The organism is Tersicoccus solisilvae (assembly GCF_014643255.1).
Lineage (GTDB): Bacteria > Actinomycetota > Actinomycetes > Actinomycetales > Micrococcaceae > Tersicoccus > Tersicoccus solisilvae.
This window is the reverse complement of record NZ_BMJI01000006.1, coordinates 83,619-110,090: the sequence shown is the minus strand read 5'-3', so window position 1 is coordinate 110,090 and position 26,472 is coordinate 83,619. Positions and strand designations below refer to the sequence as shown.

Annotated in this window: 20 protein-coding genes; 13 read left to right on the top strand and 7 right to left on the bottom strand. The window is 72.6% G+C overall.

Features of this window, described 5'->3' with window-relative positions; translation table 11 throughout:
* Positions 1 to 5: 5 nt before the first annotated feature.
* A complete protein-coding gene (locus IEX22_RS07365; protein ID WP_188667687.1) occupies positions 6 to 500 on the bottom strand; it encodes a YybH family protein in 495 nt (164 codons plus the stop codon).
* A 77-nt stretch (positions 501 to 577) separates the two neighbouring features.
* Here IEX22_RS07365 and coaE point away from each other — a divergent pair, with 77 nt between their 5' ends.
* The gene (coaE, locus tag IEX22_RS07360; RefSeq protein WP_188667686.1) at positions 578 to 1,555 is read left to right on the top strand and encodes a dephospho-CoA kinase; all 978 of its coding nucleotides are present in this window, start codon (positions 578 to 580) and stop codon (positions 1,553 to 1,555) included.
* A 42-nt stretch (positions 1,556 to 1,597) separates the two neighbouring features.
* Here coaE and IEX22_RS07355 read toward each other — a convergent pair whose 3' ends face one another.
* Positions 1,598 to 1,957, bottom strand: a complete 360-nt coding sequence (locus IEX22_RS07355; protein WP_188667685.1) for a DUF4190 domain-containing protein — start codon at positions 1,955 to 1,957, stop codon at positions 1,598 to 1,600.
* Between the two features lie 182 nt (positions 1,958 to 2,139).
* Between IEX22_RS07355 and uvrB the strand changes: the two genes are divergently transcribed.
* The 5 genes from uvrB to IEX22_RS07330 all read left to right on the top strand — a co-directional run bounded on the left by uvrB (position 2,140) and on the right by IEX22_RS07330 (position 10,408).
* Positions 2,140 to 4,248: an excinuclease ABC subunit UvrB gene (gene uvrB / locus IEX22_RS07350; RefSeq protein WP_188667684.1), complete on the top strand. Its 2,109-nt coding sequence runs from the start codon at positions 2,140 to 2,142 to the stop codon at positions 4,246 to 4,248.
* Between the two features lies 1 nt (position 4,249).
* Entirely contained in the window at positions 4,250 to 6,154 is a 1,905-nt protein-coding gene (locus tag IEX22_RS07345) for a DUF3089 domain-containing protein (RefSeq protein WP_188667683.1), read from the top strand.
* Between the two features lie 150 nt (positions 6,155 to 6,304).
* A complete protein-coding gene (locus tag IEX22_RS07340) occupies positions 6,305 to 7,519 on the top strand; it encodes a TerC family protein (RefSeq protein ID WP_188667682.1) in 1,215 nt (404 codons plus the stop codon).
* Between the two features lie 48 nt (positions 7,520 to 7,567).
* Positions 7,568 to 8,929: an MFS transporter gene (locus IEX22_RS07335; protein ID WP_188667681.1), complete on the top strand. Its 1,362-nt coding sequence runs from the start codon at positions 7,568 to 7,570 to the stop codon at positions 8,927 to 8,929.
* Between the two features lie 213 nt (positions 8,930 to 9,142).
* Complete coding sequence (locus tag IEX22_RS07330; protein WP_188667680.1) at positions 9,143 to 10,408, top strand: TerC family protein; 1,266 nt, start codon at positions 9,143 to 9,145, stop codon at positions 10,406 to 10,408.
* A gap of 161 nt (positions 10,409 to 10,569) precedes the next feature.
* Here IEX22_RS07330 and IEX22_RS07325 read toward each other — a convergent pair whose 3' ends face one another.
* Together IEX22_RS07325 and IEX22_RS07320 are read right to left on the bottom strand one after the other, a co-directional pair.
* Complete coding sequence (locus tag IEX22_RS07325; RefSeq protein WP_188667679.1) at positions 10,570 to 13,179, bottom strand: DEAD/DEAH box helicase; 2,610 nt, start codon at positions 13,177 to 13,179, stop codon at positions 10,570 to 10,572.
* A 79-nt stretch (positions 13,180 to 13,258) separates the two neighbouring features.
* Positions 13,259 to 14,275, bottom strand: a complete 1,017-nt coding sequence (locus IEX22_RS07320; RefSeq protein WP_188667678.1) for a LacI family DNA-binding transcriptional regulator — start codon at positions 14,273 to 14,275, stop codon at positions 13,259 to 13,261.
* Positions 14,276 to 14,446: 171 nt separating this feature from the next.
* Here IEX22_RS07320 and IEX22_RS07315 point away from each other — a divergent pair, with 171 nt between their 5' ends.
* The 5 genes from IEX22_RS07315 to IEX22_RS07295 all read left to right on the top strand — a co-directional run bounded on the left by IEX22_RS07315 (position 14,447) and on the right by IEX22_RS07295 (position 21,060).
* Positions 14,447 to 15,763 (top strand): extracellular solute-binding protein, encoded by a 1,317-nt coding sequence (locus tag IEX22_RS07315; RefSeq protein WP_229659845.1) that lies wholly within the window; start codon positions 14,447 to 14,449, stop codon positions 15,761 to 15,763.
* Positions 15,760 to 16,665 (top strand): carbohydrate ABC transporter permease, encoded by a 906-nt coding sequence (locus IEX22_RS07310; protein WP_438816610.1) that lies wholly within the window; start codon positions 15,760 to 15,762, stop codon positions 16,663 to 16,665. The genes IEX22_RS07315 and IEX22_RS07310 overlap by 4 nt, the downstream gene beginning before the upstream one ends.
* Before the next feature lies 1 nt (position 16,666).
* Positions 16,667 to 17,539 carry a carbohydrate ABC transporter permease gene (locus IEX22_RS07305; protein ID WP_188667676.1) on the top strand — a complete coding sequence of 291 codons (873 nt, stop codon included), beginning with the start codon at positions 16,667 to 16,669 and terminating at the stop codon, positions 17,537 to 17,539.
* Positions 17,540 to 17,602: 63 nt separating this feature from the next.
* Positions 17,603 to 19,906 carry a glycoside hydrolase family 3 N-terminal domain-containing protein gene (locus tag IEX22_RS07300; RefSeq protein ID WP_188667675.1) on the top strand — a complete coding sequence of 768 codons (2,304 nt, stop codon included), beginning with the start codon at positions 17,603 to 17,605 and terminating at the stop codon, positions 19,904 to 19,906.
* A complete protein-coding gene (locus tag IEX22_RS07295; RefSeq protein ID WP_188667674.1) occupies positions 19,903 to 21,060 on the top strand; it encodes an aldose epimerase family protein in 1,158 nt (385 codons plus the stop codon). The genes IEX22_RS07300 and IEX22_RS07295 overlap by 4 nt, the downstream gene beginning before the upstream one ends.
* A gap of 105 nt (positions 21,061 to 21,165) precedes the next feature.
* Here the strand turns inward: IEX22_RS07295 and xylB are convergent, their stop codons facing one another.
* Both xylB and xylA read right to left on the bottom strand, forming a co-directional pair.
* Positions 21,166 to 22,662: a xylulokinase gene (gene xylB, locus IEX22_RS07290; protein ID WP_188667673.1), complete on the bottom strand. Its 1,497-nt coding sequence runs from the start codon at positions 22,660 to 22,662 to the stop codon at positions 21,166 to 21,168.
* Positions 22,663 to 22,665: 3 nt separating this feature from the next.
* Positions 22,666 to 23,844: a xylose isomerase gene (gene xylA / locus IEX22_RS07285; protein WP_188667672.1), complete on the bottom strand. Its 1,179-nt coding sequence runs from the start codon at positions 23,842 to 23,844 to the stop codon at positions 22,666 to 22,668.
* A gap of 78 nt (positions 23,845 to 23,922) precedes the next feature.
* Between xylA and IEX22_RS07280 the strand changes: the two genes are divergently transcribed.
* A complete protein-coding gene (locus tag IEX22_RS07280) occupies positions 23,923 to 25,179 on the top strand; it encodes an ROK family transcriptional regulator (protein ID WP_229659844.1) in 1,257 nt (418 codons plus the stop codon).
* Between the two features lie 28 nt (positions 25,180 to 25,207).
* On the opposite strand, the gene IEX22_RS07275 is transcribed toward IEX22_RS07280, so the two are convergent.
* Complete coding sequence (locus IEX22_RS07275; RefSeq protein ID WP_188667671.1) at positions 25,208 to 25,858, bottom strand: MBL fold metallo-hydrolase; 651 nt, start codon at positions 25,856 to 25,858, stop codon at positions 25,208 to 25,210.
* A gap of 84 nt (positions 25,859 to 25,942) precedes the next feature.
* On the opposite strand from IEX22_RS07275, the gene IEX22_RS07270 reads away from it, so the two are divergent.
* Positions 25,943 to 26,467, top strand: coding sequence for a MarR family winged helix-turn-helix transcriptional regulator (locus tag IEX22_RS07270; protein WP_188667670.1), 525 nt, complete (start codon positions 25,943 to 25,945; stop codon positions 26,465 to 26,467).
* The last annotated feature ends 5 nt before the right edge of the window (positions 26,468 to 26,472 follow it).

Below are 26,472 nucleotides of genomic sequence, written 5' to 3'. Positions count from 1 at the left end.
GGACGTCAGCGGGTTCCGTCCTCGGTGCCACGGGCCAGTTCCGCGAGCAGGTCGAACGAGATCGGGTGCACGAGGGCGTCGGCGTGGCGATGCACCAGCTGCCAGCGGTGGCCCGCGCGCCGGAACACGAGCGTCACGCGGAGGGACCAGTCCTGGTCCGGCAGGCCGCCCACCTCGCCGTGCTGTCGCTCGACGCCCACCAGGACGACGAGGGAGCCGGAGACGTAGTGGCGGTCCACCTCGAAGGTGGCCTCCCCGGCGGCGAAGAACTTCCGCGTCGTGGCCCGTGCCTCCGGGGTGTCCTCGCCCCGGTCGGTCGTCGGGCCCCCGAAGGGCGCCATCAGGGTGAAGTCCTCCGGATGCTCGAGCAACTCGAGATACCGGTCGATGTCGCCGCGGATGTACGCGTCCGCGGCCTCGTTCATCAGACCGACCAGCTCGTCCACCTGGTCCGGGCTGATCGCGTCGTCGTTCGTCTCGATCTGCGCATCGTCGGCCATGACCACATGGTGCGCCGGTCGCACCCCGTGGACAACCCGTGCGGACAACCCCTCCGCCCCGCCCGTAGGCTGGGGCGATGCTGAGGATCGGGCTGACCGGCGGGATCGCGGCGGGCAAGTCGGTGGTGGCGACCCGGCTGAGCGAGCGGGGTGCCGTGCTCGTCGACGCGGACCGGCTCTCCCGCGAGGTCGTCGCCCCGGGCACCGACGGGCTCGACGCGGTGGTCGACGCCTTCGGCCGCGGTGTGCTGGGCGGCGACGGCAGCCTCGACCGGGCCGCGCTGGGTTCCCTCGTCTTCAGTGACGAGGACGCGCGTCGCACCCTCAACGACATCGTGCACCCCCGCGTGCGGGCCGAGGCGGCCCGCCGGATCGCCGCGGCACCCCTCGACGCCGTGATCGTGCAGGACATCCCGCTGCTCGTCGAGACCGGCCAGGCGGACGCCTTTCCCCTCGTCGTCGTCGTGCAGGCGCCGGCCGGGGCGCGGGTGCGGCGGATGGTGGAGCAGCGGGGGATGAGCGACGCCGATGCTCGCGCCCGGATGGCCGCGCAGGCCACCGACGCCGAGCGGGCGGCGGTCGCCGACGTCCTGCTGCACAACGACGGCACGGTCGAGGACCTCAGGGCGGCCGTCGACCGGCTCTGGGACGAGCGCATCGTCCCGTTCGACGCGAACCTCGCGGCCGGCCGGCCCTCGGACGCGGCGATCGCGCGGGCGACGCTCGCGTCGGGTGCCGGGCCCGACCTCGACGGGGCGGCCCTCGCCCGGGCGGCGGCGCGGATCCGCCACGCCGGGGCTGACTCGCTGCAGCGCGTGACGCCGGCGGTCCGGTCCGACGACTCCGCCGCCGGTCCCGACCTGATCGCCGTGGCCGCGCGCCCCGGCGACCTGGACGCCCTGGCGACGGCGGTCACCGCCGCCGGTCACCCGCCGGTGCCACCGGCCGGCTCGGTACCCGGGGCCCGGCGCCTGCACGGCTCGGCGGACCCGGGTCAGCCCGTCGTCGTGCTCCTCCTTGACCGCGAAGGCGACCGGGAACGCACGGAACCCTGAGCGGCGGGGCCACCCAGGGTTCCGGCGAACGGTACGGATCGGTCAGGAGCAGGTGTAGGTGATGCCGTCCTTGACGTGCGTGCCCGGCCCGAGCTGCTGGCAGGTCTCGGCCAGCTGACCGGCGGCGACCGCGCCGATGATGATGAGGCCGATGAGGATCAGGGTGCCGAGCGCGCCGATCACGATGCCGGCGATCGCGAACCCGTTGGGCCGGCCGGCCCGGCGTGACTGGATCAGCGCGACGATCGAGAGGATCAGGCCGAGCACCGTGAGCGGGCCGAGCAGCGACAGGATGAACCCGGCGATGCCGAGACCCCGCCCGGGCGCCGGCGCGGAGGCCGGAGCGGGCGTGTTCGGCCCGGCGTACGGGGTGGCGGAGTGCGGCGAATCGGGTGTGGACATGGTTTCCCCCTCGGTTGCGTGCGGCGCGGTGCGGATCACCGCGCTGACGTGGCCGATCACATCACGGATCGGACCCCCGGCGGGAGAGGCGCACCGGGTGGCGGACGCGGGCGCGCTGAGCCGGTTCCCGCCGTGGGCGAACCGCCGGGAGTTCTGTCGGTGGGGTGATCTAGCCTTGATCCATGAGTCTGGCGCAGGACATCAAGCGGGTGGTGGCCCCCTTCGAGGTGGTCAGCGAGTTCCAGCCGGCGGGCGACCAGCCCCAGGCCATCAAGGAGCTCGCGGAGCGGATCAACGGGGGGGAGCAGGACGTCGTCCTGCTCGGCGCCACCGGCACCGGCAAGAGCGCGACCACCGCGTGGCTGGTGGAGCAGGTGCAGCGGCCCACCCTGGTGCTCGTGCAGAACAAGACCCTGGCGGCGCAGCTGGCCAACGAGTTCCGGGAACTGCTGCCCCACAACGCCGTCGAGTACTTCGTCTCGTACTACGACTACTACCAGCCCGAGGCCTACGTCCCCCAGACGGACACCTTCATCGAGAAGGACTCCTCGATCAACGAGGAGGTCGAGCGGCTGCGGCACTCGGCCACCAACGCGCTGCTCACCCGGCGCGACGTCGTCGTGGTCGCCACCGTCTCCTGCATCTACGGCCTGGGCACCCCGGAGGAGTACGTCGCCGGCATGGTCACCATGAAGGTGGGCGACCGGATGGACCGGGACGACCTGCTGCGCAAGTTCGTGTCCATGCAGTACGCCCGCAACGACGTCGACTTCCACCGCGGCACCTTCCGGGTCCGTGGCGACACCGTCGAGATCATCCCGATGTACGAGGAACTGGCCGTCCGGGTCGAGTTCTTCGGGGACGAGATCGAGTCGATCCACACCCTGCACCCGCTCACCGGGGAGATCGTGCGCGAGGAGCAGGAGATGTACGTGTTCCCCGCCAGCCACTACGTGGCCGGCGAGGAGCGGATGGCGCGCGCCGTCCGCACCATCGAGGACGAGTTGCGGGACCGGCTCGCGGAGCTGGAGTCGCAGAACAAGCTGGTGGAGGCGCAGCGGCTGCGCATGCGCACCACGTACGACCTCGAGATGATGCAGCAGATGGGCTTCTGCAACGGCATCGAGAACTACTCCCGGCACATCGACGGCCGCGGCCCCGGCACCGCCCCGCACTGCCTGCTCGACTACTTCCCCGACGACTTCCTGCTGGTCATCGACGAGTCGCACGTGACCGTCCCGCAGATCGGCGCGATGTACGAGGGCGACATGTCCCGCAAACGCACCCTCGTCGACTTCGGCTTCCGGCTCCCCTCCGCCATGGACAACCGGCCGCTGAAGTGGGACGAGTTCCTCGAGCGGATCGGTCAGACGGTCTACCTCTCGGCGACGCCGGGGCAGTACGAACTCGGCAAGAGCGACGGCGTGGTGCAGCAGATCATCCGCCCCACCGGGCTCGTCGACCCCGAGATCGTGGTCAAGCCGACCAAGGGGCAGATCGACGACCTGCTGGGGGAGATCAGGACCCGCACCGAGAAGGACGAGCGGGTGCTCGTCACCACCCTGACGAAGCGGATGGCCGAGGATCTGACCGCCTACCTCACCGAGCACGGCGTCAAGGTGCAGTACCTGCACTCCGACGTCGACACCCTGCGCCGGGTCGAGCTGCTGCGCGAACTGCGGCTGGGCTCCTTCGACGTGCTGGTCGGCATCAACCTGCTCCGGGAGGGCCTGGACCTGCCCGAGGTGTCGCTGGTCAGCATTCTCGACGCCGACAAGGAGGGCTTCCTGCGGTCGACGACGTCGCTGATCCAGACCATCGGCCGCGCGGCCCGCAACGTGTCCGGCCAGGTGCACATGTACGCGGACCGGGTCACCGATTCGATGGCGAACGCGATCGACGAGACCAACCGGCGCCGCCAGATCCAGCAGCAGTACAACGCCGAGCGCGGCGTGGACCCGCAGCCGCTGCGCAAGCGCATCGCCGACATCACGGACTCGCTGGCCCGGGAGGACGCGGACACCCAGAATCTGCTCAAGCAGTTCGACTACGGCAAGGGCAAGCGCGGCTACTCCGCGGCGAAGGCCGCGGGCCTGGGGCAGGAGAGCATCCGCAAGGACGGGCTGGCCGCCGCGCCGGCCGAGGACCTCACCGAGCTGATCGCCCAGATGACGGAGCAGATGCACGCCGCGGCCGCCGACCTGCAGTTCGAGCTCGCCGCCCGCCTGCGCGACGAGGTGGGGGACCTGAAGAAGGATCTGCGCCAGATGCGCGCCGCGGGTCACGCCTGAGGTGCCGGCCGGCGAGCCGGCGGACGCCCCGCTGGTCGAGATCCGCGTCCAGGGCATCGGCAACCTGCCGTGGACCGACGCGCTGGGCCGGGCCCGCAATCGAGTGCTGCGCCGCCGGGTGCGGACCGTCGACCCGCCGCGGCTCCCGCGGCACCGGGTGCGGATCGTCAACTGGGTGCGCGGTACCCGCCGCGCGCAGCGCGCGGGCTGGTACCTGGCCTTCCCGTTCACCCTGGTCAACGTCACGGCGTTCCTGCACCCGGCCGGCCGTCGTTCCCGGTGGCTCGCGGCCGGCACAACCCTGATCTCCGCCCTGCTCACGGTGGGCACCCTGATCTGGGGCGTCGCCATGGTGGAGACGGTGCTCGCGCGGCTGCCCGTGACCGTCGAGCCCGGTGCCGCCGCCTGGTGGGTGAGTCTGCCCGTCGCGGTGCTGATCGCCGGCGCCGTGGTCCTGCGCCGGGTCCGTGCCGGGCGGCGGGACGACGCGGGCACCGCCGACCGGCGGGACCGGCCGGGCCGGCAGTCGGCCGGGGCTGCGGTCACCGCGGTGCACGCCGGCCTGGCCCTGGCTGCGGGTGTCGCCCTGGCCATCACGCGGCCCGCGCGGTGGGCGGTCACCGGCCCCTGGCCGGACAGCCCCGGCGTGGTGTCTCCCGCGTCGGCGTCCCTCGGCGCGAGCGGTCCGGCCCGGCTGCTCGACCCGCTGCCGACCGTCGCCGCCCTCTCCGTCATCGTGGCGGCGGTGTTCGCGGCCGTCCTGGTCGTGCGCGCCGCCCTCGCCCAGCGGCGCGGAACGACCACCGACGCAAGGGCGACCGGCGGTCCCCGCGGCCTGCGTCCCTCCGGCCCGGCCGGGCTCAACCTCGCCACGGCCGGACTGCTGCTCGTCGTCGCCGTCGTGGTGCTGCACGCCCTCTTCGCCCTGCTGCGGATGGTCGCCGACAGCGCCGCCAGCCTCGTCGCGCAGGCCTTCGCCCCGGGCGGTGGCGCGAGCGGCACGTGGGTCGGCGTCGTGCTGGCCGCCGACGATCCCACCACCTATCAGGACAACCGGGTGGACTTCCTCCCCGCGCACGCCCTGCTGCTGCTGGTGGTGCTCGTCGCCTCGGCCCTCGGCGTCGCCGCGTGGCGCAGCCGGCGCCTCGACGAGCCGGTGCGCAGCCCCTACCGCTGGCGGGAGCTGGCCCGGCGCTCGGTGCTCGACGCCGGCGCCGTGCTGTGGCGCTCCGCCGCCGTCGCCGGTGTCGCCGGCACGGCGCTGAGCTGGGCGGGCATCGCCTTCCTCGAGTCCCGACGCGCGCAGCCCGTGTTCCCCGTCCTCTACCTGCTCGTCTCCGTGCTCGCCACCCTCGTCGCCGTCGCCGTGCTGCTCGCTCAGTTCGCCGGCGTGCGGGAGGCGGTCAATCGGGTCGGGGACGTCAGCGGCTTCTGGCCGGTCCGGTCGCACCCGTTGGCGGGCAGTTCCTACCGGGCCGACGTGATGGCGGCCCTGCGCGCCGAGCTCGCCGCCCACCGGGACCGGCCCGTGGTCCTGGTCGGGCACAGCCAGGGCAGCCTGCTGTGTCTGTGGCTGCTGGCCACGACCACCGCGGAGGCCCGGGCGGGTGCGACGCCCGCGCTCGTCACCACCGGCAGCCCCGTCCACACCGTGTTCCGTGGCCTGTTCCCGGCCCACGTGGACGAGCGGTTGCTGAGGGCCGGCGCGGATCGCACCGCCGCCTGGCTGAACGCGTTCCGCGTGACGGATCCCGTGTCGGGGCCGATGCCCGGGGCCGAGAACGTCGAGCTGGCCGACCCGGTGCCGCCCGACCCGGTGCGCGGTCACGGCGACTACTGGGACGACCCGACCCTGGCGGCGTGGATCGCCCGGTTCCCGGAGCACCCGCCGCGCGGACTACACTGATCGGCAGCGTAGGGGAGTATCCCGTCCGATCCGCATCCGTCAACACGCCGGACATCGTCGTCCGACCGGGTGCGCGTGCACGCCCGCGACCGACGGTCGGCGGGGTGATGGAGAGACTTACGGCAGTCACTCGTACCCGAAAGGTCCTACATGCCGCAGCTGCCCGTGGCGTTCGAGGTCGGCACGTTCGTCGTCCTCATCGCCGTCCTGCTGTTCGATCTGCTCTACGTGTATCGACGGCCCCACATCCCCTCGATGAAGGAGGCCGGCCTCTGGGTCGGCTTCTACGTGGGGCTCGCGCTCGTCTTCGCCGTCCTCATGCTGCTCGTCGTCGACGTGGAGCACGCCGGCCAGTTCGTCGCCGGCTGGGTCACCGAGTACAGCCTGAGCATCGACAACCTGTTCGTCTTCATCATCATCATGGCCCGCTTCAAGGTGCCCCGGAAGTACCAGCAGGAAGTGCTGATGGTGGGCATCATCATCGCCCTCGTGCTGCGCGGCATCTTCATCCTGCTCGGCGCCGCGATCATCGACACGTTCAGCTGGGTCTTCTACCTGTTCGGCGTCTTCCTGCTCTACACGGCGTGGAAGCAGGCGCGCGACTCCGGGGAGCAGGAGTCCGAGGGCGGAGACAACCCGCTGATCGGGCGGCTGCGCAAGGTCGTGCCGGTGACCGAGGAGTTCGACGGGAACAAGCTGCGCACCGTCGACGGCGGCAAGAAGGTCTTCACGCCGATGATCCTCGTGTTCGTCACGCTGGGTCTGACGGACCTGATGTTCGCGGTCGACTCGATCCCGGCGATCTTCGGCCTGACCACCAGCCCGTTCATCGTGTTCACCGCGAACATCTTCGCGCTGATGGGGCTGCGTCAGCTGTACTTCCTGCTCGGTGGCCTGATGGAGCGGTTGATCTACCTCAAGCACGCCCTCTCCGTCATCCTGGCGTTCATCGGCGTGAAGCTGATCCTGCACGCGATGCACGAGAACGAGGTGCCGTTCATCAACGGCGGCCACCCGATGGAGTGGGCCCCGGAGATCCCGACGATGATCTCGCTGGTCGTGATCGTCGGCGTCATCGTCGTCGCGACCGTGGCGAGCCTGCTCAGTCCGAAGGCGAAGGCGCTGCAGGCGGTCGCGGAGCTGAAGACGGCCATCGAGACCTACCGCGAGCTCGGCGAGGACGTTCCCGTCGAGCACCGGCAGGACGCGTACCACCGCGTCGTTCAGGCGCGCGACCGGGCGGTCGAGGCGGCGAGCAACACCCGCGCCGACGCGTCCGACCTCGATCCCGACGACGAGGTCCGCCAGCAGTACCGCGAGGCGGAGGACCTGCACCAACGGCGGGTGGACGACGGCGGCCGCTGACCCGGCGCCGGTGCGCGCCCGGCAGCGGTCGGGCGATACCCTGCCGACATGAGCACGACACCGCCGGCCGGTGACCCGCCGGTCGAGCGAACCGCGGCCGACGGACCGGCGCCCGGCCAGGGGTCGGGGGTCCTGCAGCGGCGCACCGTCACCGTGCTCGCGATCGCCCAGGTGTTCAGCGGGCTCGGCAACGGGTCCACGCTCGCACTGGGCTCCATCCTGGCGGTCAGGCTGTCCGGATCCGAGGCGTGGGCGGGCGCGACGACGACGGCGCTGACCCTCGCCGCGGCGATCGTCGCCGTGCCCCTGTCCGCCGTCGCGGTCCGGCGCGGCCGGCGCGTCGCCCTGGTCAGCGGGCTGGTGGGCGCGATGGTCGGCAGCGCCGTCATCGTGCTCGCCGTCGTGACCGGCCTGTTCGCCCTGCTGCTGCTCGGGGCGGCGCTGGTGGGCCTGGCGACCGCCGTCAACCTGCAGTCCCGGTTCGCGGCCGTCGATCTGGCTGCCGACGCCCGGCGCGGCCGGGACCTCTCGATCGTCGTCTGGTCGATCACCGTCGGGGCCGTCGCCGGGCCCAACCTGGTGCGGCCGGGTGCGGTGCTCGGGCACGCCCTCGGGCTGCCCGAGATCGCCGGTCCGTTCCTCATCTCCCTGGCCGGCATGGCCGTCGGCGCCATCATCCTGCTGGTCGGCCTGCGCCCGGACCCGCTGCTCACCGCTCGGGCGTCCCTGGGGTCCGCCGTCGGGGGGCCGGCGCCGCGCGGTCCCGCCGCCCTCAGGCACGGCTGGGCGGCGATCCGCCGGGAGCCCCGTGCCCTGGCTGGGTTGCTCGGCGTGCTGGCGGCGCACGGGGCCATGGTCGCCGTGATGTCCATGACGCCCCTGCATCTGCAGCACCTCAACGCGGCCCAGCCGGCCGACGCTGCCGCGCACCTGCACGAGCCGGACCTGCTCGCCCTGATCGGCTTCACCATCTCCCTGCACATCCTCGGCATGTACGCCTTCTCCCCGGTGATGGGGTGGTGCACCGACCGGTGGGGGCGGACGGCCACGCTGCTGGCCGGGCAGGCGGTCCTCGTCGTCGCCGTCGTTCTCGCCGGGATCGGGCAGGCGCAGGTGCCGGTCGTCACCGTCGGACTGCTCCTGCTCGGACTCGGCTGGTCGGCGTCCACCGTCGCCGGGTCGACGCTGCTCGCCGAGAGCGTCGATCCCGACTCCCGGGTGCTCGCCCAGGGCGTCTCCGACACCCTGATGGGCGCCTTCGGGGCGGTCGGCAGCGCGGTCGCCGGCGCACTGCTCGCCGGCGCGGGGTACCTCGGCCTGAACCTCACCGCGGTCGTGCTGCTCGGCGTCGCCGTCGTGGCCGTCCTCCGGTTGACCCGGACCGGCGCGCCGCGACCGGGCGCGGCCTGACCTGACCGGGAGCGGTTCCCGTTCTGCTAGGCTCGATGGCGACGTAGGGGAGTATCCTTCCGCGCTGCGGACGTCAGCACGCCGGGTCACCGGCCGGGCGCAGCGACCAGCACTCGAGCCACCGATCCGCGGATCGGGCGGATGAGGGCGGTGGAGAGACTTGCGGCGCCGTTTCGGCGTACCGTCCTGTCCCCGTCCCCGAGAGGGAGTGCCATGGAAGTCTCACCCGTCGTCTGGATCGTGACCGTCGTCGTCATCCTGGGCATGCTCGCCTTCGACTACGTGTTCCACGTCCGCAAGGCCCACGAACCCACGCTGCGCGAATCGGCCGTCTGGTCCGCGATCTACGTGGGCATCGCCCTGATCTTCGGGTTGTACGTGCTGATCCAGTGGGGCGGCAACTACGCCGGCGAGTACTACGCCGGGTACATCACCGAGAAGGCGCTCTCGGTCGACAACCTGTTCGTCTTCCTCATCATCATGGCGTCGTTCAAGGTGCCCCGCGAGGACCAGCAGAAGGTGCTGCTGTTCGGCATCACGTTCGCCCTGATCGCCCGGACGGCGCTGATCTTCGTCGGTGCCGGCCTGATCAACCAGTTCGCCTGGATCTTCTACCTGTTCGGCCTGATCCTGCTCGTCACGGCCGGGTCGCTGATCAAGGGCGAGGTGTCCGGAGGGCACCAGGACGAGGCGGACAACCTTGTCACCCGTCTGGCCAAGCGCTTTATGCACACCACGGACTACTACGACGGCGACAAGCTGTTCACGTGGGAGAACGGCAAGCGGATGATGACGCCGATGCTGCTCGTCATGGTGGCCATCGGCGGCACCGACATCCTCTTCGCCCTGGACTCGATCCCGGCGATCTTCGGCCTCACCCAGCAGACGTACCTGGTGTTCACCGCGGTGGCGTTCTCGCTGCTCGGCCTGCGCCAGCTGTACTTCCTCATCGACGGCCTGCTGGACCGCCTGATCTACCTCTCGTGGGGTCTGGCGATTATCCTCGGCTTCATCGGGGTCAAGCTCGTGCTGCACGCCCTGCACGAGAACAACCTGCCTTTCATCAACGACGGCGAGCACGTCAAGGTCGTCGAGGTGAGCACCGGATTCTCCCTCGCGGTGATCATGGGCGTCCTGGTCCTCACCGTTCTCGCGTCGCTCTACAGCCCGAAGGGCCGCGCCCTGCGCATCATCGGCGGCGTCCAGACGGTCGCGCAGCAGTACGTCGAACTGCCGCAGGACACCCCGGCCGCCGAGCGCGAGAAGCTGGCGGCGAAGGGGGCGCGGCTGCGGGAGAAGATGGCGTCCATCTCGCCGCGGTACCGGGACGAGCTGGTCACGTCCGAGGAGCACTTCCACGACCTGCTCGACCGGGCTCGCGGCAAGCACCGCGAGTTCCAGCGCACCGGCGCCGCCCCGGCTCCCGAGGCCGTGCCCGCGTCGGAGGCCGACGCGGTGACCAAGCCCCGCGAGGGCTGACACTCCCCGCGACGACCGTCGACGGCGCAGGCCCCCGATCCGGGGTGCTCCGCCGTCGTCGTGTCGGGTACCGAGACGCCAGCTCGTCAATAGATGTTCGATCCGGTGCAGGAATCAGCCCGTTTGGAACATCTAGTGGCGAGCTGGCGGAAGGGAAGGGGTCAGCCGCCGAGTCGGCCCGCGTCCGTGACCGTGACGACGGCGGCTCCGGCCTCGTCGGAGGCGGCCAGGTCCACGTCGGCGCTGATGCCCCAGTCGTGGTCGCCGGCCGGGTCGTCGAAGATCTGCCGGACCCGCCACCGGCCGGGTGCCTGCTCGATGAGCAGCAGCTGAGGGCCCCGCGCCCGCGGCCCGGTCCCGAGCTCCTCGTGCTCGTCGAAGTAGTCGTCCATGACGGTGCCCCACCGGTCCGCGTCCCAGCCGGCGTCGCCGTCCAGCTCGCCCAGCTCCTCCTCGCGCTCGGCGGCGAACAGCTCGACGCGCCGGAAGAGGGCATTGCGGACCATCACGCGGAACGCGCGGGCGTTCGCGGTGACCGGCGCGGTGGGCTGGGCGGCCTCGACCCCGGTGCGCTCGTGCTCCCGCACGGCGTCCTCCACGTGGTCGGGGTCCAGCAGCTGTTCCCACTCGTCGAGCAGGGACGAGTCGACCTGCCGGACGAGCTCGCCGAGCCACGCCACGAGGTCACCGAGGTCCTCGCGCCGCGCGTCCGCCGGGATCGTCTGCCGGAGCGCCCGGAAGGCGTCGGCCAGGTAGCGCAGCAGCACCCCCTCGCTGCGGGCCAGCCCGTAGAACGCGACGAACTCGGTGAAGCCCATCGCCCGCTCGTACATGTCCCGCACCACGGACTTGGGGGTGAGGGCGAAGTCGTTGAGCCACGGCGCCCCGCGGCGGTACGTCTCGAACGCGTCCTCCAGCAGTTCGGCGAGCGGCTGCGGGTGGGCGATGGTCTCCAGCCGGGCCATCCGCGCCTCGTAGTCCACGCCGTCGGCCTTCATCGCGGCGACGGCCTCGGTGCGGGCCCGGTTCGCCTGGGCGGCGATCACCTGCCGCGGCGGCTCCAGCGTCGCCTCGATCACGGACACGGCGTCGAGCGCGTACCCCGGTTCCTCCGGATCGAGGATCGACAGGGCGGCCAGCGCGAAGCCGGAGAGCGGCTGGTTGAGGGCGAAGTCCGGCTGCAGGTCGACCTGCAGGGCCAGCACCGGGCCGCCGGGCGCCGGGTCGGGGATGCGTTCGACGACGCCGCCGGCCAGCAGTTCGCGCAGGATGCCGAGGGCACGTCGGAGCAGCACGAGCTGGCGCTGCCGGGGCTCGTGGCTTTCCTCGATCAGTCGGCGCATCGCGGTGACCTGGTCCTCGTCCCGTTCGAGCAGGTTCAGGGCCATGGCGTGCGAGACGGTGAAGCTGGAGACCAAAGGCTCCGGCGGCGCCTCCACCAGCCGGCGGAACGTCGGCTCGCCCCACGAGACGAAACCCGTCGGCGGCTTCTTCTTCGTCACCTGCCGCAGCTTCTTCGCGTCGTCGCCGAACTTGTCCCGCGCCTTCTGCAGCGCCTTCTCGTTCTCGATCACGTGCTCGGGGGCCTGGACGATGACGGTGCCGGCGGTGTCGTACCCGGCGCGGCCGGCGCGCCCGGCGATCTGGTGGAACTCGCGGGCGGTCAGCACCCGGGTGCGGGTGCCGTCGTACTTGCTCAGCGCGGTGATCAGCACCGTGCGGATGGGCACGTTGATGCCGACGCCGAGGGTGTCGGTGCCGCAGATCACCGTCAGCAGCCCGGCCTGGGCGAGCTGTTCGACCAGGCGGCGGTACTTGGGCAGCATCCCGGCGTGGTGGACGCCGACGCCGTGGCGCAGCAGGCGGGAGAGCGTGCGGCCGAAGCCGGCGGCGAACCGGAAGCCGGCGATCGCCTCGGCGATGGCGTCCCGGGCCTCGCGCCCGGCCGGGTTGAGGCTGATCAGCGCCTGGGCGCGCTCGACGGCGTCGGCCTGGCTGAAGTGCACGATGTAGACGGGCGCCCGGTGGGTGGTGAGCAGCTCCTCGACGGTCTCGTGCACCGGCGTCATGGCGTACTCGAAGGAGAGGGGGACCGGCCGCTCCGCGTTCGCGATCACCGCCGTCGGCTTGCCGTTCAACTCCGTCAGCCCGTCGGCGAACCGGGTGACGTCGCCGAGTGTCGCGGACATCAGCAGGAACCGGCTCTGCGGCGCCTCGAGCAGCGGCACCTGCCACGCCCAGCCACGCTGCGGGTCGGCGTAGAAGTGGAACTCGTCCATGATGACGGTCTCGACGTCCGCGTGCCGGCCCGCGCGCAGCACGAGGTTGGCGAGGATCTCCGCGGTACAGCACACGATCGGGGCGTCCGGGTTGACCGCCGAGTCGCCGGTGACCATACCGACGTTGCGGGGCCCGAACACGGCGCACAGATCGAAGAACTTCTCCGAGACGAGCGCCTTGATCGGGGCGGTGTAGTAGCTGCGCCGGCCCCGCATCAGCGCGTCGAAGTGCGCGGCGACGGCGACCAGGGACTTCCCGCTGCCGGTGGGGGTCGCCAGGATGACGTGGGACCCGGAGACGAGTTCGAGGACGGCCTCGTCCTGCGCGGGGTAGAGCTCGATGCCGCGGCCGCTGCACCAGCCGGTGAAGGCGTCGTACACCTGCTCGGGCGTGGGGACGCCGGCGGCGTCGGGTTCGGCGGTCCGCTGATCGATCGGTCGGAGTGGGGCGGGGGAGACCCCGTGGGCGGCGGCGTACTCGGTCAGCAGCATGGTCGTGCCAGCCTATCGGCCGTTCCTGCCGCGGCTGCCGTTGCCGCGATGGGAACCGGATCCGCGACGAGCGTGCGCGTCAGGCCGGCGGGGGCGCGGTGGACGCGCGGACGACGAGCCGGGTGCCCAGCTGCACGGGGGCGGAGGTGGCGACCTCCCCCCGGACGCCGGCGAGCGCCGCGCGCACCGCGACGTGGCCCATCTCGGCGAGCGGCTGGTTGATGGTCGTCAGCGGGGGAGAGGCGCTGGAGGCGGCGTAGGAGTCGTCGAAACCGATCACCGACAGATCCGCCGGCACGCGCAGCCCCTCCCGGCGTGCGGCCTCGAGCACGCCCAGGGCGACGGCGTCGGACGCGCCGAAGACGGCGGTGGGCGGCTCCGGCCCGCGCAGCAGGCCGGTCACGGCGAGCCCGTCCTCGAACCGGAAGGACCCCGGCACCGTCAGGCGCGGGTCGACCGGGAGCCCGGCGGCCGCGAGGGCCGCGGCGTAGCCGGCGCGCCGCTCCTCGCCCGGGGTGGAGGCGAACGGGGCACCGACGAACGCGATCCGGCGATGGCCGAGCCCGAGCAGGTGCTCGGTGGCCTGCATCCCGCCGCGCCAGTTGGTCGCCCCGACCGAGCGCACCCCCGCCGGCGTCGACGTCGAGGGGTCCATCACCACCAGCGGCGTGTCGAGCCGGTCGGCGGTGCGGGCCTGCGCGTCGTCGGCGGGCGTCGTGATCAGCAGGAAGGCGTCCGCCCCGTGGGCGTGGCCGTACTCCATCCACGCCGGGGTGGCCGGCCGGGGAGCGGGGCCCCGGGCGTCCCCCCAGCGGGCGATGACGGCGACGGCGCCCAGCGCGTGCACCTCCGCCAGCAGTCCGTCGAGCACGGTGGCGGCGTAGTGGTTGGCGAGCGTGTCGAAGGCGACCCACACGGTGGGCGGACCGTCGGGCCGGACGCGCTCGGCGGCTACGTACCCGAGCCGGCCGGCGACGGCGCGGACGCGGTCGGCGGTGTCGGCGGAGATGCCGTGGCGCCCGTTGAACACCTTCGAGGCGGTGCCCTTCGAGACACCCGCTTCCCGCGCCACCTCACCGAGGCTCACCCGCTCCATGCGCTCACGGTAGGGCATTGCGAAACGTTTCGTCCATTAGGCCGTGGTCACGATCATTTGTTGTTCGGTCAAAAAAAGTCGACTCGAGGCCTTGTGGCGGGCAACTGCGCTGCCCTAGCGTGTGCTGTGACGGAAACAACAGCGCAACGTTGCGCAGGAATGAGGTTGGCGATGCGAGGACTTCGAGCGGGCATGGTGGCGGTCACCGTCGTCTCGGCCCTGACCCTCACCGCGTGCGGCGGCGGGGCGAAGCCGGGCGGGGGCGCCGAGGGCGGCGGCGCGGCCGGGTCGGGGTTCTCCGCCTGGGCACTGACCGGGGGCGCGGAGCAGGCGTTCCGCGACTCGTTCACCGAGTGGAACGGCGCGCACGGGGACGCCAAGGCCGCGTCCGAGTTCTTCGCCAACGACGCCTACAAGGAGAAGATCCGCACCGCCGTCGGCTCCGGCAACGCGCCCACCCTGATCTACAACTGGAGCGGCGGCACGCTGAAGGAGTACGTCCAGAACAAGAAGGTCGTCGACCTCACCGAGTCCACGAAGGACCTGCAGGGCCGGTTGCTGCCCTCCGTGCTCGAATCCGGCAAGGTCGACGGCAAGGTCTACGCCGTCCCGAACAACAACGCCCAGCCCGTCGTCCTCTTCACCAACAAGGACGTGCTGAGCAAGGCCGGCCTGAACGAGGCGCCCCGTACCTTCGACGAGCTGCTCTCCGCGGTCGAGAAGCTCAAGGCCGCCGGCGTGAAGACCCCGATCGCCCTGGCCGGGCAGAGCGTGTGGCCCGAGCTGATGTGGATCGAGTACCTGGCCGACCGGGTGGGCGGCCCCGAGCTGTTCGCGCGGATCAAGAAGGGCGACGCCTCCGCGTGGTCCGATCCGGACATGCTCAAGGCGCTGGACATGATCTCCCAGCTGGTCAAGGCGGGCGCGTTCGGGGACCGGTACGGCTCGGTCACCGCCGACTCCGGCGCCGACGTCGCGCTCATCCACCAGAACCAGGCCGGCATGCTCCTGCAGGGCGCCTGGGTGTATGGCAGCTTCCTCACCGACAACCCGGACTTCGTCAAGAACGGCAAGCTCGGCTACGCCGACTTCCCGTCCGTGGCCGGCGGCAAGGGCGACCCGGAGAACATCGTCGGCAACCCGGCGAACTTCTGGTCCATCTCGGCCTCCGCGACGGACGAGCAGAAGAAGACCGCCACGACCTACCTGAACGAGGCGCTCTTCAACGACACCTACGTCACGTCCCTGATCGACGGGGGCAACGTGCCCGTCACCAACGACGCCGAGTCCAAGCTGGCGGAGTCCGACCAGAAGGACTTCCTCACCTTCGCCTACGGCATGGTCAAGGACGCGCCGAGCTTCGAGCTGTCCTGGGACCAGGCGCTGACCTCGTCCCAGTCGCAGACGCTGCTGACGAACCTCAGCAAGCTCTTCCTGGGCCAGGCGACGCCGCAGCAGTTCGCGGACGCCATGAAGGCGGCCAAGTGAGCCGAGCACGACGGGCCGGTGCGCGGGAGCACGTGCGCACCGGCCCCTCGGCCTGGCTCGCGGCGCCGGCCCTGGTGTTCTTCGCGATGTTCGCCCTGGTCCCGCTGCTCGGGGTCGTGGCACTCTCCTTCACCTCGTGGGACGGCCTCGGCACACCGGCGTGGATCGGGGCGGAGAACTGGGGCCGGATCCTCGCCGACCCGACCACGCAGCGGGCCTTCGGCCTCACGCTCGTGCTGACGGCCGCCAGCTGGCTGGTCCAGTTCCCCGTGAGCCTGCTCCTGGGCGTCTTCATGGCCGGCCAGCAGCGGTACCGGGCCGTGCTCTCGGTGCTGTACTTCCTGCCCCTGCTCTTCTCCGCGGCCGCGATCGGCATCGCCTACAAGGCGCTGCTCGACCCCAACTTCGGCCTGGGCCGGGCCTTCGGGCTCGACTGGCTGAACCAGGACTGGCTCGGCAACCCGTCCCTGGCGCTGCCGACGCTGCTGTTCGTCGTCTCGTGGTCCTTCATCCCGTTCCACTCCCTGCTCTACCAGGGCGCGGTGCGGCAGATCCCGGTGCAGATGTACGAGGCGGCGCGGATCGACGGCGCCGGCCGGGTGACCACGTTCCTGCACATCACCCTGCCGCAGGTGCGCAACACGATCATCACCTCCTCCACCCTGATGATCGTGGGCTCGCTCACCTACTTCGACCTCATCTTCGTCATGACGGGCGGGGGACCGGGCGACGCGACGCGGATCCTGCCGCTGGACATGTACCTGCGCGGCTTCCGGTCGTACGACATGGGCGGCGCCAGCGTCGTCGGTGTCCTGCTCGTCGTGCTGGGCCTGACCATCTCGCTGGCCCTCAACCGGCTCGGCGGCGGCGCGAACGCGGCCAGCCGCTTGGAAGGAGCCTGACATGGCCCTCGCCCTGCGCGACCAGAAACCCTCCCGCGTCTCCCTCGGCCTGGGCGGCCGCAAGGCGCCGAATCTCATCGGCGGCGCGCTCGGGTGGATCTGGCTGGCGATCACGATCCTGCCGATCTACTACATCGTCGTCACGAGCCTGCGCCCGCGGGCCGAGTACTTCTCGGCGAATCCGCTCTCGGTGCCGTCGGCCCCCACGCTGACCGCCTACGGGCAGGTGCTGAGGGCCGACTTCGCGACCTACTTCGTCAACTCGGTGATCGTCACCGGCGTCAGCGTGGCCGTGGCGGTGTTCGTCTGCCTGCTCGCCGCCTACGTGATCGTGCGCAACCCCTCGCGGTTCTCCCGCCGGTTCTTCGACGCGCTGCTGCTCGGCATCGCCATCCCACTGCAGGGGGTGATCATCCCCGTCTACTACCTGATCGTGCAGCTGGGTCTGTACGACACCCTGTGGGCGCTGATCCTGCCCTCGATCGCGTTCGCCATCCCCATCACCGTCCTGATCCTCGTCAACTTCCTCCGGGACGTGCCCGGGGAGCTGTTCGAGTCGATGACGGTCGACGGGGCCAGCCCGTGGCGGATGCTGTGGTCGCTCGCCGTCCCGCTGGCGAAACCGGCCATCATCACCGTCGCGATCTACGACGCCCTGAACGTGTGGAACGGCTTCCTGTTCCCGCTGATCCTCACGCAGAGCGCGAGCCAGCGGGTGCTGCCCCTCTCCCTGTGGTCCTTCCAGGGCGCCTTCACCGTGAACGTGCCGGCCATCCTCGCCGCCGTCGTCCTCTCGGTGCTGCCCCTGCTGGCCGCCTACGCCGTCGGCCGGCGGCAGCTCGTCTCCGGCCTGACCGCCGGCTTCTCCAAGTAGTTCCCGCTGTCTTCCGTCCTTCCCCCCGCCGCACCGGACCCGGTGCCTGTCTCCAGGAGCACCATGCACCTCTGGAACGATCCGCAGCAGCCCGCCGAGACCCGCGTCAAGGCCCTGCTGGCCGAGCTCACGCTGGACGAGAAGATCGGGCAGCTGGGCAGCTTCTGGCCCACCCCGAGGCAGGCCGGCCAGCTCGCCGGGGACGTCGCGCCCATGGAGAGCGGGCTGAGCGCCGGTGTCACCTGGGACGACGCCACCCGGCACGGGCTCGGGCACCTCACCCGCAACTGGGGCACCGAACCGGTGTCCGTGTCGGACGGCCTGGCGCACCTGCGGGACTACCAGCGCCAGGTGATCGAGCGCTCGCGGTTCGGGATCCCGGCGATCGCCCACGAGGAGTGCCTCACCGGGTTCACCGCCTACGGGGCCACCGTCTACCCGGCGGCCATCGCCTGGGGCGCCACCTTCGACCCGGACCTGATCGAGCGGATGGCGCACGCCATCGGGGCCGACCTGGCCGCCGTGGGCGTGCACCAGGGCCTCTCGCCGCTGCTCGACGTGGTGCGGGACTACCGCTGGGGCCGGGTCGAGGAGACGACGGGGGAGGACCCCTACCTCGTCGGCACCCTCGGCGCCGCCTACGTACGGGGGCTGCAGGCGGCCGGCGTGCACGCCACCCTCAAGCACTTCGCGGGCTACTCGGCCTCCCGCGCCGGGCGCAACCACGCCCCGGTGCCGATGGGCCGCCGCGAGTTCGAGGACGTGATGCTCTACCCGTTCGAGGTGGCCGTGCGCGAGGGCGGGGTGCGGTCGGTGATGAACTCGTACTCCGACGTCGACGGCGTCCCGGCCGCGTCGGACCGGGAGCTGCTGACCGGCGTGCTGCGGGACCGCTGGGGCTTCGACGGCGTGGTGGTCTCCGACTACTGGGCCGTCACCTTCCTCGAGACCATGCACCGCGTGGCCGCCGGGCCGGCCGAGGCCGCCGCCCAGGCCGTGGGCGCGGGCCTGGACGTCGAGCTGCCCAATACCGGGACCTACGCCCACCTCGCCGCCGCGGTGGACGCGGGCCTGATCGACGAGGCCACGATCGACGTCGCGGTCGCCCGGGTGCTGCGGCAGAAGGTCGATCTCGGCCTGCTGGACCCCGACGTCGACCCGGAGACGATCGGCGCGGACCGGGACCTGGACGCGCCCGCGAACCGGCGCCTCGCCCGTGAGGTCGCCGAGCAGAGCATCGTGCTGCTCGCCAATGACGGGGTGCTCCCCCTGGCCGACGGCACGTCCGTGGCCCTGATCGGCCCGTGCGCCGACGAGCCCCGCACCTTCATGGGCTGCTACTCGTTCCCCAACCACGTACTCGGGCGCTACCCGGACCTCGGGCTCGGCATCCGGGTCGACTCCCTGCTGCAGGGGCTGACCGACAAGCTCGGCGACGCCGTCGCGCACGCCCCCGGCGCCCCGGTGCTGGAGCCGGACCGGAGCGGCTTCGACGCCGCCGTCGCGCTCGCGGAGCGCAGCGACGTCGCGGTGCTCGCCGTGGGCGACCTGGCCGGCCTGTTCGGGCAGGGCACCTCCGGGGAGGGCTGCGACGCGGAAGACCTGCGGCTGCCCGGCGTGCAGGGTGACCTGGTCGAGGCCGTGCTGGCCACCGGCACCCCGGTCGTCCTCGTCGTCGTCTCCGGTCGCCCGTACGCGCTCGGCGACTACGCCGACCGGTGCGCGGCCGTCGTCCAGGCGTTCATGCCCGGCGAGGAGGGCGCCGCCGCCCTCACCGACGTGCTCACCGGCGTCGTCGACCCCTCGGGTCGCCTGCCCGTGGGCATCCCTGCCACCGTCGGTGGCCAGCCCGGCACCTACCTCGCCCCGCCGCTCGGCTGGTACAGCGAGGGCGTCTCCAACCTCGATCCGCGGCCGCTCTACCCGTTCGGGTACGGCCTCGGCTACGCCCGGCTCACGCTCGGCGACGCCACCCTGGACCGGACCGAGGTGCCGGTCGACGGCGAGCTGACCGTCACCGTGCCGGTCAGCAACCCGGGGGAGCGCCCGGCCACCGAGGTCGTCCAGGTGTACCTGCACGACGACGTCGCCGAGGTGACGCGGCCCATCATCGCGCTGATCGGCTACGCCAAGGTCACGCTCGACCCCGGCGAGTCCGCCCACGTGCGGTTTCGCGTCCACGCCGACCGCACCTCGTTCACCGGTGTGGACCTGCGCCGCATCGTCGAGCCCGGCACCATGAGCCTGCGCGTCGGCACCTCCAGCCGGGACACCGTCACCGAGCTGCCCTTCACCCTCACGGGGCAGCGGCGCGTCGTCCCCGAGGGCCGCGTGCTCACCACGCCGTGGACACTCGACCGGGCGTGAGCGCGGAGCGACGGACCGTGGTCGCCAGCCGTACGGACGACGGGCGCGGCGGGAGCGACGGCGGCGCACGGCAGGACGCGGCGGGCCCGGCCCGCCGGTTCGGCGTGGACGCCGCCGGAGCGCCCGTGACCGCGTGGGAGATCGGCAGCGACGCCCTCGCGGTGACCGTCCTCGACCACGGCGCCACCCTCAACCGGATCCGGCTGCGGGACGAGGGCACTCCGGGCGAGGGCTGGACGGACGTCGCCCTCGGCTTCGCCGACATGGGCGGCTACCTCGCCCACCCGGAGGTGTACCTCGGCGGGTTGATCGGCCGGTACGCCAACCGGATCGCGGGCGCCGCCTTCGACCTCGACGGCCGGCGTCACCGGCTCGAGGCCGACGACGGCGGCAACACCCTGCACGGCGGGAGCACGGGACTGGACCGGCGGACCTGGGCGGTCACCGAGCAGAGCCCCACGGCGCTCACCCTCGCGGTGACCAGTCCCGACGGCGACGGGGGCTTCCCCGGCCGGCTGGACGTGCGCGCCCGGTACACGATCGAGGGCACCGCCCTGGAGCTGGCCCTCGAGGCCCGCACCGACGCGCCGACCGTCGTCGGCCTGACCAGCCACGTCTACTTCAACCTCGCCGGCGGCGGCAGCATCGACGGGCACCTGCTCCGGGTGCCGGCCGACCGGGTGCTGATGGTGGACGCCACCGGCATCCCCGGCGAGGTGGCCGACGTCGCCGCCGCGGGCCTCGACCTGCGCGCCGGCGTCAGCCTCGGCCAAGCCCGACGGCGTCCGGTGCCGCAGGTGGCCGCCGTCGGCGGTCTGGACCACCCGTACCTGCCCGACCCTCCGGTCGACCGTGCGGGGGTCGGCGGCTCGGGCGACGGGCTTCGGGAGGTGGCCGACCTCAGCCTTCCGGGCACCGGCCGCGGCGTTCGCGTGCTCGCGGACCAGCCGTGCCTGCAGGTGTACACCGGCAACGTGCTGGCCACCGGCGTCCCCGGCCACGGCGGAGCCCTCTACCGGCCGGGCGACGGCGTGGCGCTCGAACCCCAGCCGTGCCCCGACGCCCCGAACCGGCCGGACCTGCCCTCGGCCGTGCTGCGGCCCGGCGCGGTGTGGCGCGCGCGGATCCGCTGGGAGTTCCGCACGAGCAGGTGAGGCACGGTGGGCCTCGCGATGCCGGCGGGCACGAGAAACCGGGGTGGGCCCGCCCGTCAGCGGTCCCACCCCGGTGGTCGGCCTCCGGTTCTCAGGCTCCGGCAGTCAGGCGACCGCGGGATCGTCGTCGGCGTCGTCGGGCCCTGCGGGAGCGCCGAACTCGTCCGCAGCGCGGGCGGCCTGCCGGTCGTAGGCGGCCCGGACGTCCGGCTGGGCCGGGCCGGTGAAGCGCTCCGCCTCGCCCGCGGCCCAGGCGACCGGCACCGACGAGCCCGCCGCGACGGTCGCCGCCTGCCGGGCGGCGCCGTCGGCGACGTACTCGCCGGGCGGGGGCACGACGACGGGGACGCCGAGGAGGCCGGGAGCGAGCTGCCGGACCGCCGCGGACCGGGCGCCGCCGCCGACGAGGGTCACCTCGGTGACGTCCACGCCGCGGGCCCGGATCACGTCCAGGGCGGCCGCGAGGTGACAGAGCAGCCCCTCCACCGCCGCCCGCGCCAGGTTCTCCCGGCTCAGCGACGCCGGGGTCATGCCGTGCAGCGAGCCCGTGGCCCGCGGCAGATCCGGGGTGCGCTCGCCCTCCAGGTACGGCACGTGCACGAGGCCGCCGGCGCCGGGCAGCGCCGCCAGGGCGAGATCGCTGAACGCCTCGTGATCGACCCCGAGGAGGCGGCGAGCCGCCTCGAGCACCCGCGTCGCGTTCAGCGTGCACGCCAGGGGCAGGAACGCGCCGGTCGCGTCGGCGAAGCCGGCCAGCACCCCGCTCGGATCGGTCGTGGGCGCCTGGGCGACCGCGGCCACCACCCCCGACGTCCCGAGCGAGACGAACACCTGGCCGGGGGCCAGGCCCAGCCCGAGGGCGGCGCCGGCGTTGTCCCCGCACCCCGGCCCCAGCACGATCCCGGCGGGCACAGCACCGGCCGCCGCGGTCTCGCCGACCGCTTCGAACGCCTCGGCCACCCGGGGCAGCACGAGGTCGCCCGGGCCGACGTCGCGGCGCAGGGCCCGGGACAGCAGCTCCCACCGGTACGCGCCGGTGGCGGGGTCCCAGTAGCCGGTGCCGGAGGCGTCGGACCGGTCCGTGGTCAGGGTGGCCAGGTCGGTCGAGCCGGAGAGCCGCCAGGTCAGCCAGTCGTGCGGCAGTGCGACCGCGGCCAGCCGGGCGGCGTGCTCCGGTTCGTGGTCGGCGAGCCACCGCAGCTTCGTGACGGTGAACGAGGCCACCGGCACGGAGCCGGTCGCCTCCAGCCACGCCGCCCGGCCCCGGGCGGCGTCACCGTCCCCGAGCTCGCGCACGAGGTCCTCGGCCGCGTCCGCGGACCGGGTGTCGTTCCACAGCAGGGCCGGCCGAATCACCTCGCCGTCCGCGTCGAGGGCGACCAGCCCGTGCTGCTGGCCGCCGACGGCGAGCGCGGTGACCCCGTCCAGGCCACCCGCGTCCTCGACGGCCGCCTGCAGGGCGGACCACCAGGCCTCGGGATCGACCTCCGTGCCGTCCGGGTGCGGCGCCGCGCCGGCGCGCACGAGCGCACCGGTCGCTGCGTCGCGGATGACGACCTTGCAGGACTGCGTCGAGCTGTCGACGCCGGCGACCAGGGTCACGGTTCAGCCGATCAGGTGCTCGACGGCCAGCTGGTGCAGCTGGACGAACCCGTAGTCGCGCTCGGCGGCGGCGTCGAGGTCGAAGCCGTCGTCGGCGGCGAGGAAGTCGGCCACCGACTCGCCCGGCGCCAGCGTCGGCTGGGCGAGGTCGGCCACGCCGGCGTACCGCATGGCCTCCTGGACGCGCTCGTCCGCTCGGAACGCTCGCGCCTTCTCGGCCAGCTGCAGGTAGGTCGCCATGTTGGCCTCCGCCGACTTCCATACGCCCTCGAAGTACTCGGTGCGGGACGGCTTGTAGTCGAAGTGCTTGGGGCCGGTGTAGCGGGGACCGTCGGGGGAGCCCGGGAAGCCGTTCTCCAGCAGGTCGACGGTGAAGAAGGCCGAGAGCAGGTCGCCGTGCCCGAACACGAGGTCCTGGTCGTACTTCAGGCCCTTCTGCCCGTTCAGGTCGATGTGGAACAGCTTGCCGCTGAACAACGCCTGCGCCAGGGCGTGGGTGTAGTTGAGATTCGCCATCTGCTCGTGCCCGGTCTCGGGGTTCAGCCCGACGATGTCGCCGTGCTCGAGCTCGGCGATCAGGGCCAGCGCGTGCCCCACCGTGGGCAGGAAGATGTCGCCGCGCGGCTCGTTGGGCTTGGGCTCGAGACCGATCCGTAGGTCGTAGCCCTGGCTCTTGATGTAGCCGGCGACGGTGTCCAGTCCCTCCTGGTACCGCTGCATCGCGGCGAAGAGGTTCTTGGAGGAGTCGTACTCCGCACCCTCCCGGCCGCCCCACATGACGAAGGTGCTCGCCCCCATCTCGGCGGCCAGGTCGACGGCGGAGAGCACCTTGCGCAGACCGAACCGGCGCACCCCCCGGTCGTTCGACGTCAGCCCGCCGTCCTTGAAGACCGGGTGGGTGAAGGTGTTGGTCGTGACCATCTCGATGGTCAGGCCGGCGCGATCGGCGGCGTCCTTGAGCTGACCGGTGATCCGGCGCCGGGTCTGCTCGTCCGCGTCGAACGGGACGACGTCGTTGTCGTGGAAGGTGATGCCCCAGGCGCCGAGTTCCGCGAGCTTCTCCGCGTACTCCCAGGGGTCCAGGGCCGGGCGGGTCGCGGACCCGAACGGGTCGATGCCGGTCCAGCCGACCGTCCACAGGCCGAATGAGAATCGATCGTCCTTCGTGGGCTGACGCACCATGACTGCTCCTTGCGGGTGAGGGATCACGCGTTTGTTGTGTCACACAACATAATGGTGACGTCCGCTACAGTCAATGCCGTGGATACCGTCGCCCCGGCACCGGCGAACCCGCGGCCGGCGGGAGGCGCCACCCAGGCCACCCTGCGCGAGCACAACCTCTCGCTCGTCGCCCGCATCATCCTCGGCGCCTCGACGCCGATGTCCCGGGCCGACGTCGCGGCGGCGACGGCGCTGACCCGGTCCACCGTCTCCCGGCTCGTGGACGACCTGCTGGCCGGCGGCCTGGTCCGTGAGGTGGCCAAGGTCGGGGGCGGACTCGGCCGGCCGGCGACGCCGGTGGTCGCCGACGACCGGCTCTGCGCGCTCGGGCTCCAGGTCAACGCGACGTTCCTGCTCGCGCGGCTGGTCGCGCTCGACGGCACGGTGATCGCGGAGGAGGCCGTCGACGGCGATTTCGTGGCCAGCGATCCGGCCGCGGTGCTGCCCCTGGTCGGCGCCTGCGGCACGCGGGTGGTGGCGGCGGCCGGCGCGGACCGCACCCTCGTGGGCACCGGGCTGGCGCTGCCCGGCCTCGTGCGTCCCGCGTCGGGCACGCTGCTGCGCGCGCCCAACCTCGGCTGGTCCTCCGTGCAGCCGGCGCCCCTGCTGGCGGCCCCGGAGCTGGGGCCGGTGCTGCTGGGCAACGAGGCGGACTGCGCCGCGGTGACGGTCGCCCAGCCGATCCCCGGCCGGCCGCACGGACCCCAGGACTTCATCTACCTCTCGGGCGAGATCGGCATCGGCGGGGCGGCGGTGCTCGGCGGTCGCGTGATGCGCGGTCAGCACGGCTGGGCCGGAGAGATCGGCCACGTGTGCGTCGACCCGGACGGTCCGCCGTGCCCGTGCGGCTCCCACGGCTGCCTGGAACGCTACGCCGGCCTCGGCGCCCTGGTCACGGCCGCGGGCCTCCCGGCCACCGCCGGGATCGACCGGTTCGCCCGCGCGTGCCACGCCGGCGACGCCGCCGCGGTGGACGCGCTCGCCGCCGCGGTGGACGCGCTCGAGACCGCCCTCGTCAGCGCCGTGAACCTGCTGGACATCCCGGCCGTGGTGCTCGGTGGCCACCTCGGCCGGCTCGCGGACCTGATCGCGCCTGATCTCGCCGCCCGCCTCGGGTCCCGCGTGCTCGCGGGCCGATTCGACGGGCCGACGGTGCGGGTCGACGAGCACGTCGGCGCCGACGCCGGCGAGGACCGCGGCCCCGCCGCGACGGGCGCCGCGATCACCGTCCTCGAGGGGGTCATCGACCGGCCGGCGGCCTGGATCGACGGCATCGGCGCCCGCGCCCGCGGCTGAGGCCGTCCGCACCGTCGCCGGGCGATCGTCACCAGCCGCGCCGCTCCCATGCGGGCAGGGCCGGGCGCTCGGCGCCCAGCGTCGTCGGCAGCCCGTGGCCCGGGTGGACCACCGTGTCGTCCTCGAGCACGTCGAAGATCCGGTGCACGACGTCGTCGAACAGACTGCGGAAGTTCTCGGCCCCGTCGGTGCGGCCCACCCCGCCCGGGAACAGCGCGTCACCGCTGAACAGGTGGTCCGGACCCGAGGGGTCGCGCAGCAGCAGCGCCACCGATCCCGGGGTGTGCCCGCGCAGGATGATCGCCTCGAGCGCGAATCCGTCGAAGTCGCCGACGTCGCCGTGGTCGAGCGGCACCGCGGTCGGGACCTCGATCGCGGGGGCGTCGTCGCGGCCGGCCGCGGTGCGGGCGCCCGTCCGCTGCGCGATCGCCGCCAGCGCGCCGACGTGGTCGTGGTGCCGATGGGTGGTGACGATCAGGGCGACGTGCGGCGCGACGGGGGAGTCCCCGGCGGCGGAGGCGATCAGCCGCTCGATCGCGGGCGCGTCCGCGGCGGCGTCGATGAGCACCTGAGCGCCGGAGCGGACGCCGGTGAGCAGGTAGACGTTGTTGTCCATCGAGCCGACACTGGTGCTACGCAGGACGACGTCGGTCAGCTCGGTCACGGCGATGTCGGTCATGTGAGCAGCATAACGACGTAGTTAGTTGACCTAAGCAATCAGTCGCCATATTGTTGATTGGGTCAACAAACGACGGAGGAGACCATGACCGTCACCGAGGGAACCGCCGCCGCGCTGGTGGAGCAGATCATGCGACTGCAGCGCACCGTCAAGCACGTGACCTCACGCTCGATGGCGGCCGCGGACGGCGTCGGCATGGCCCACGTGGGCATCCTCTTCATGCTGTGCTCGTCGTCGGAGCGGCGCGCGACGGATCTGGCCGACGATCTCGGGATCGGCACGTCCGCGCTGAGCCGCCAGATCTCCGCCCTCGAGGAGCGGGGCCTGCTCAGCCGCCGCCCGGATCCCGACGACGGCCGCGCGAGCCTGCTGTCGGTCACCGACTCGGGCCGCGACCTGGTCGGCACCGTCACCGCCGAGCGCACGCAGCGCCTCACCGACCTGTTGACGGGGTGGGACGAGGCCGAGGCCGAGCACGCCACCCGCACCCTGGGCCGCCTGAGCGAGGTCTTCCAGGCCGCCCAGCACGAGAACGTCCGGTCCCGTCACGACGGGGAACCGGGGGAGGCGCCCGCGGGCGCCCCCGAAGCCGCCATCACGACCGCGTAGAGGAA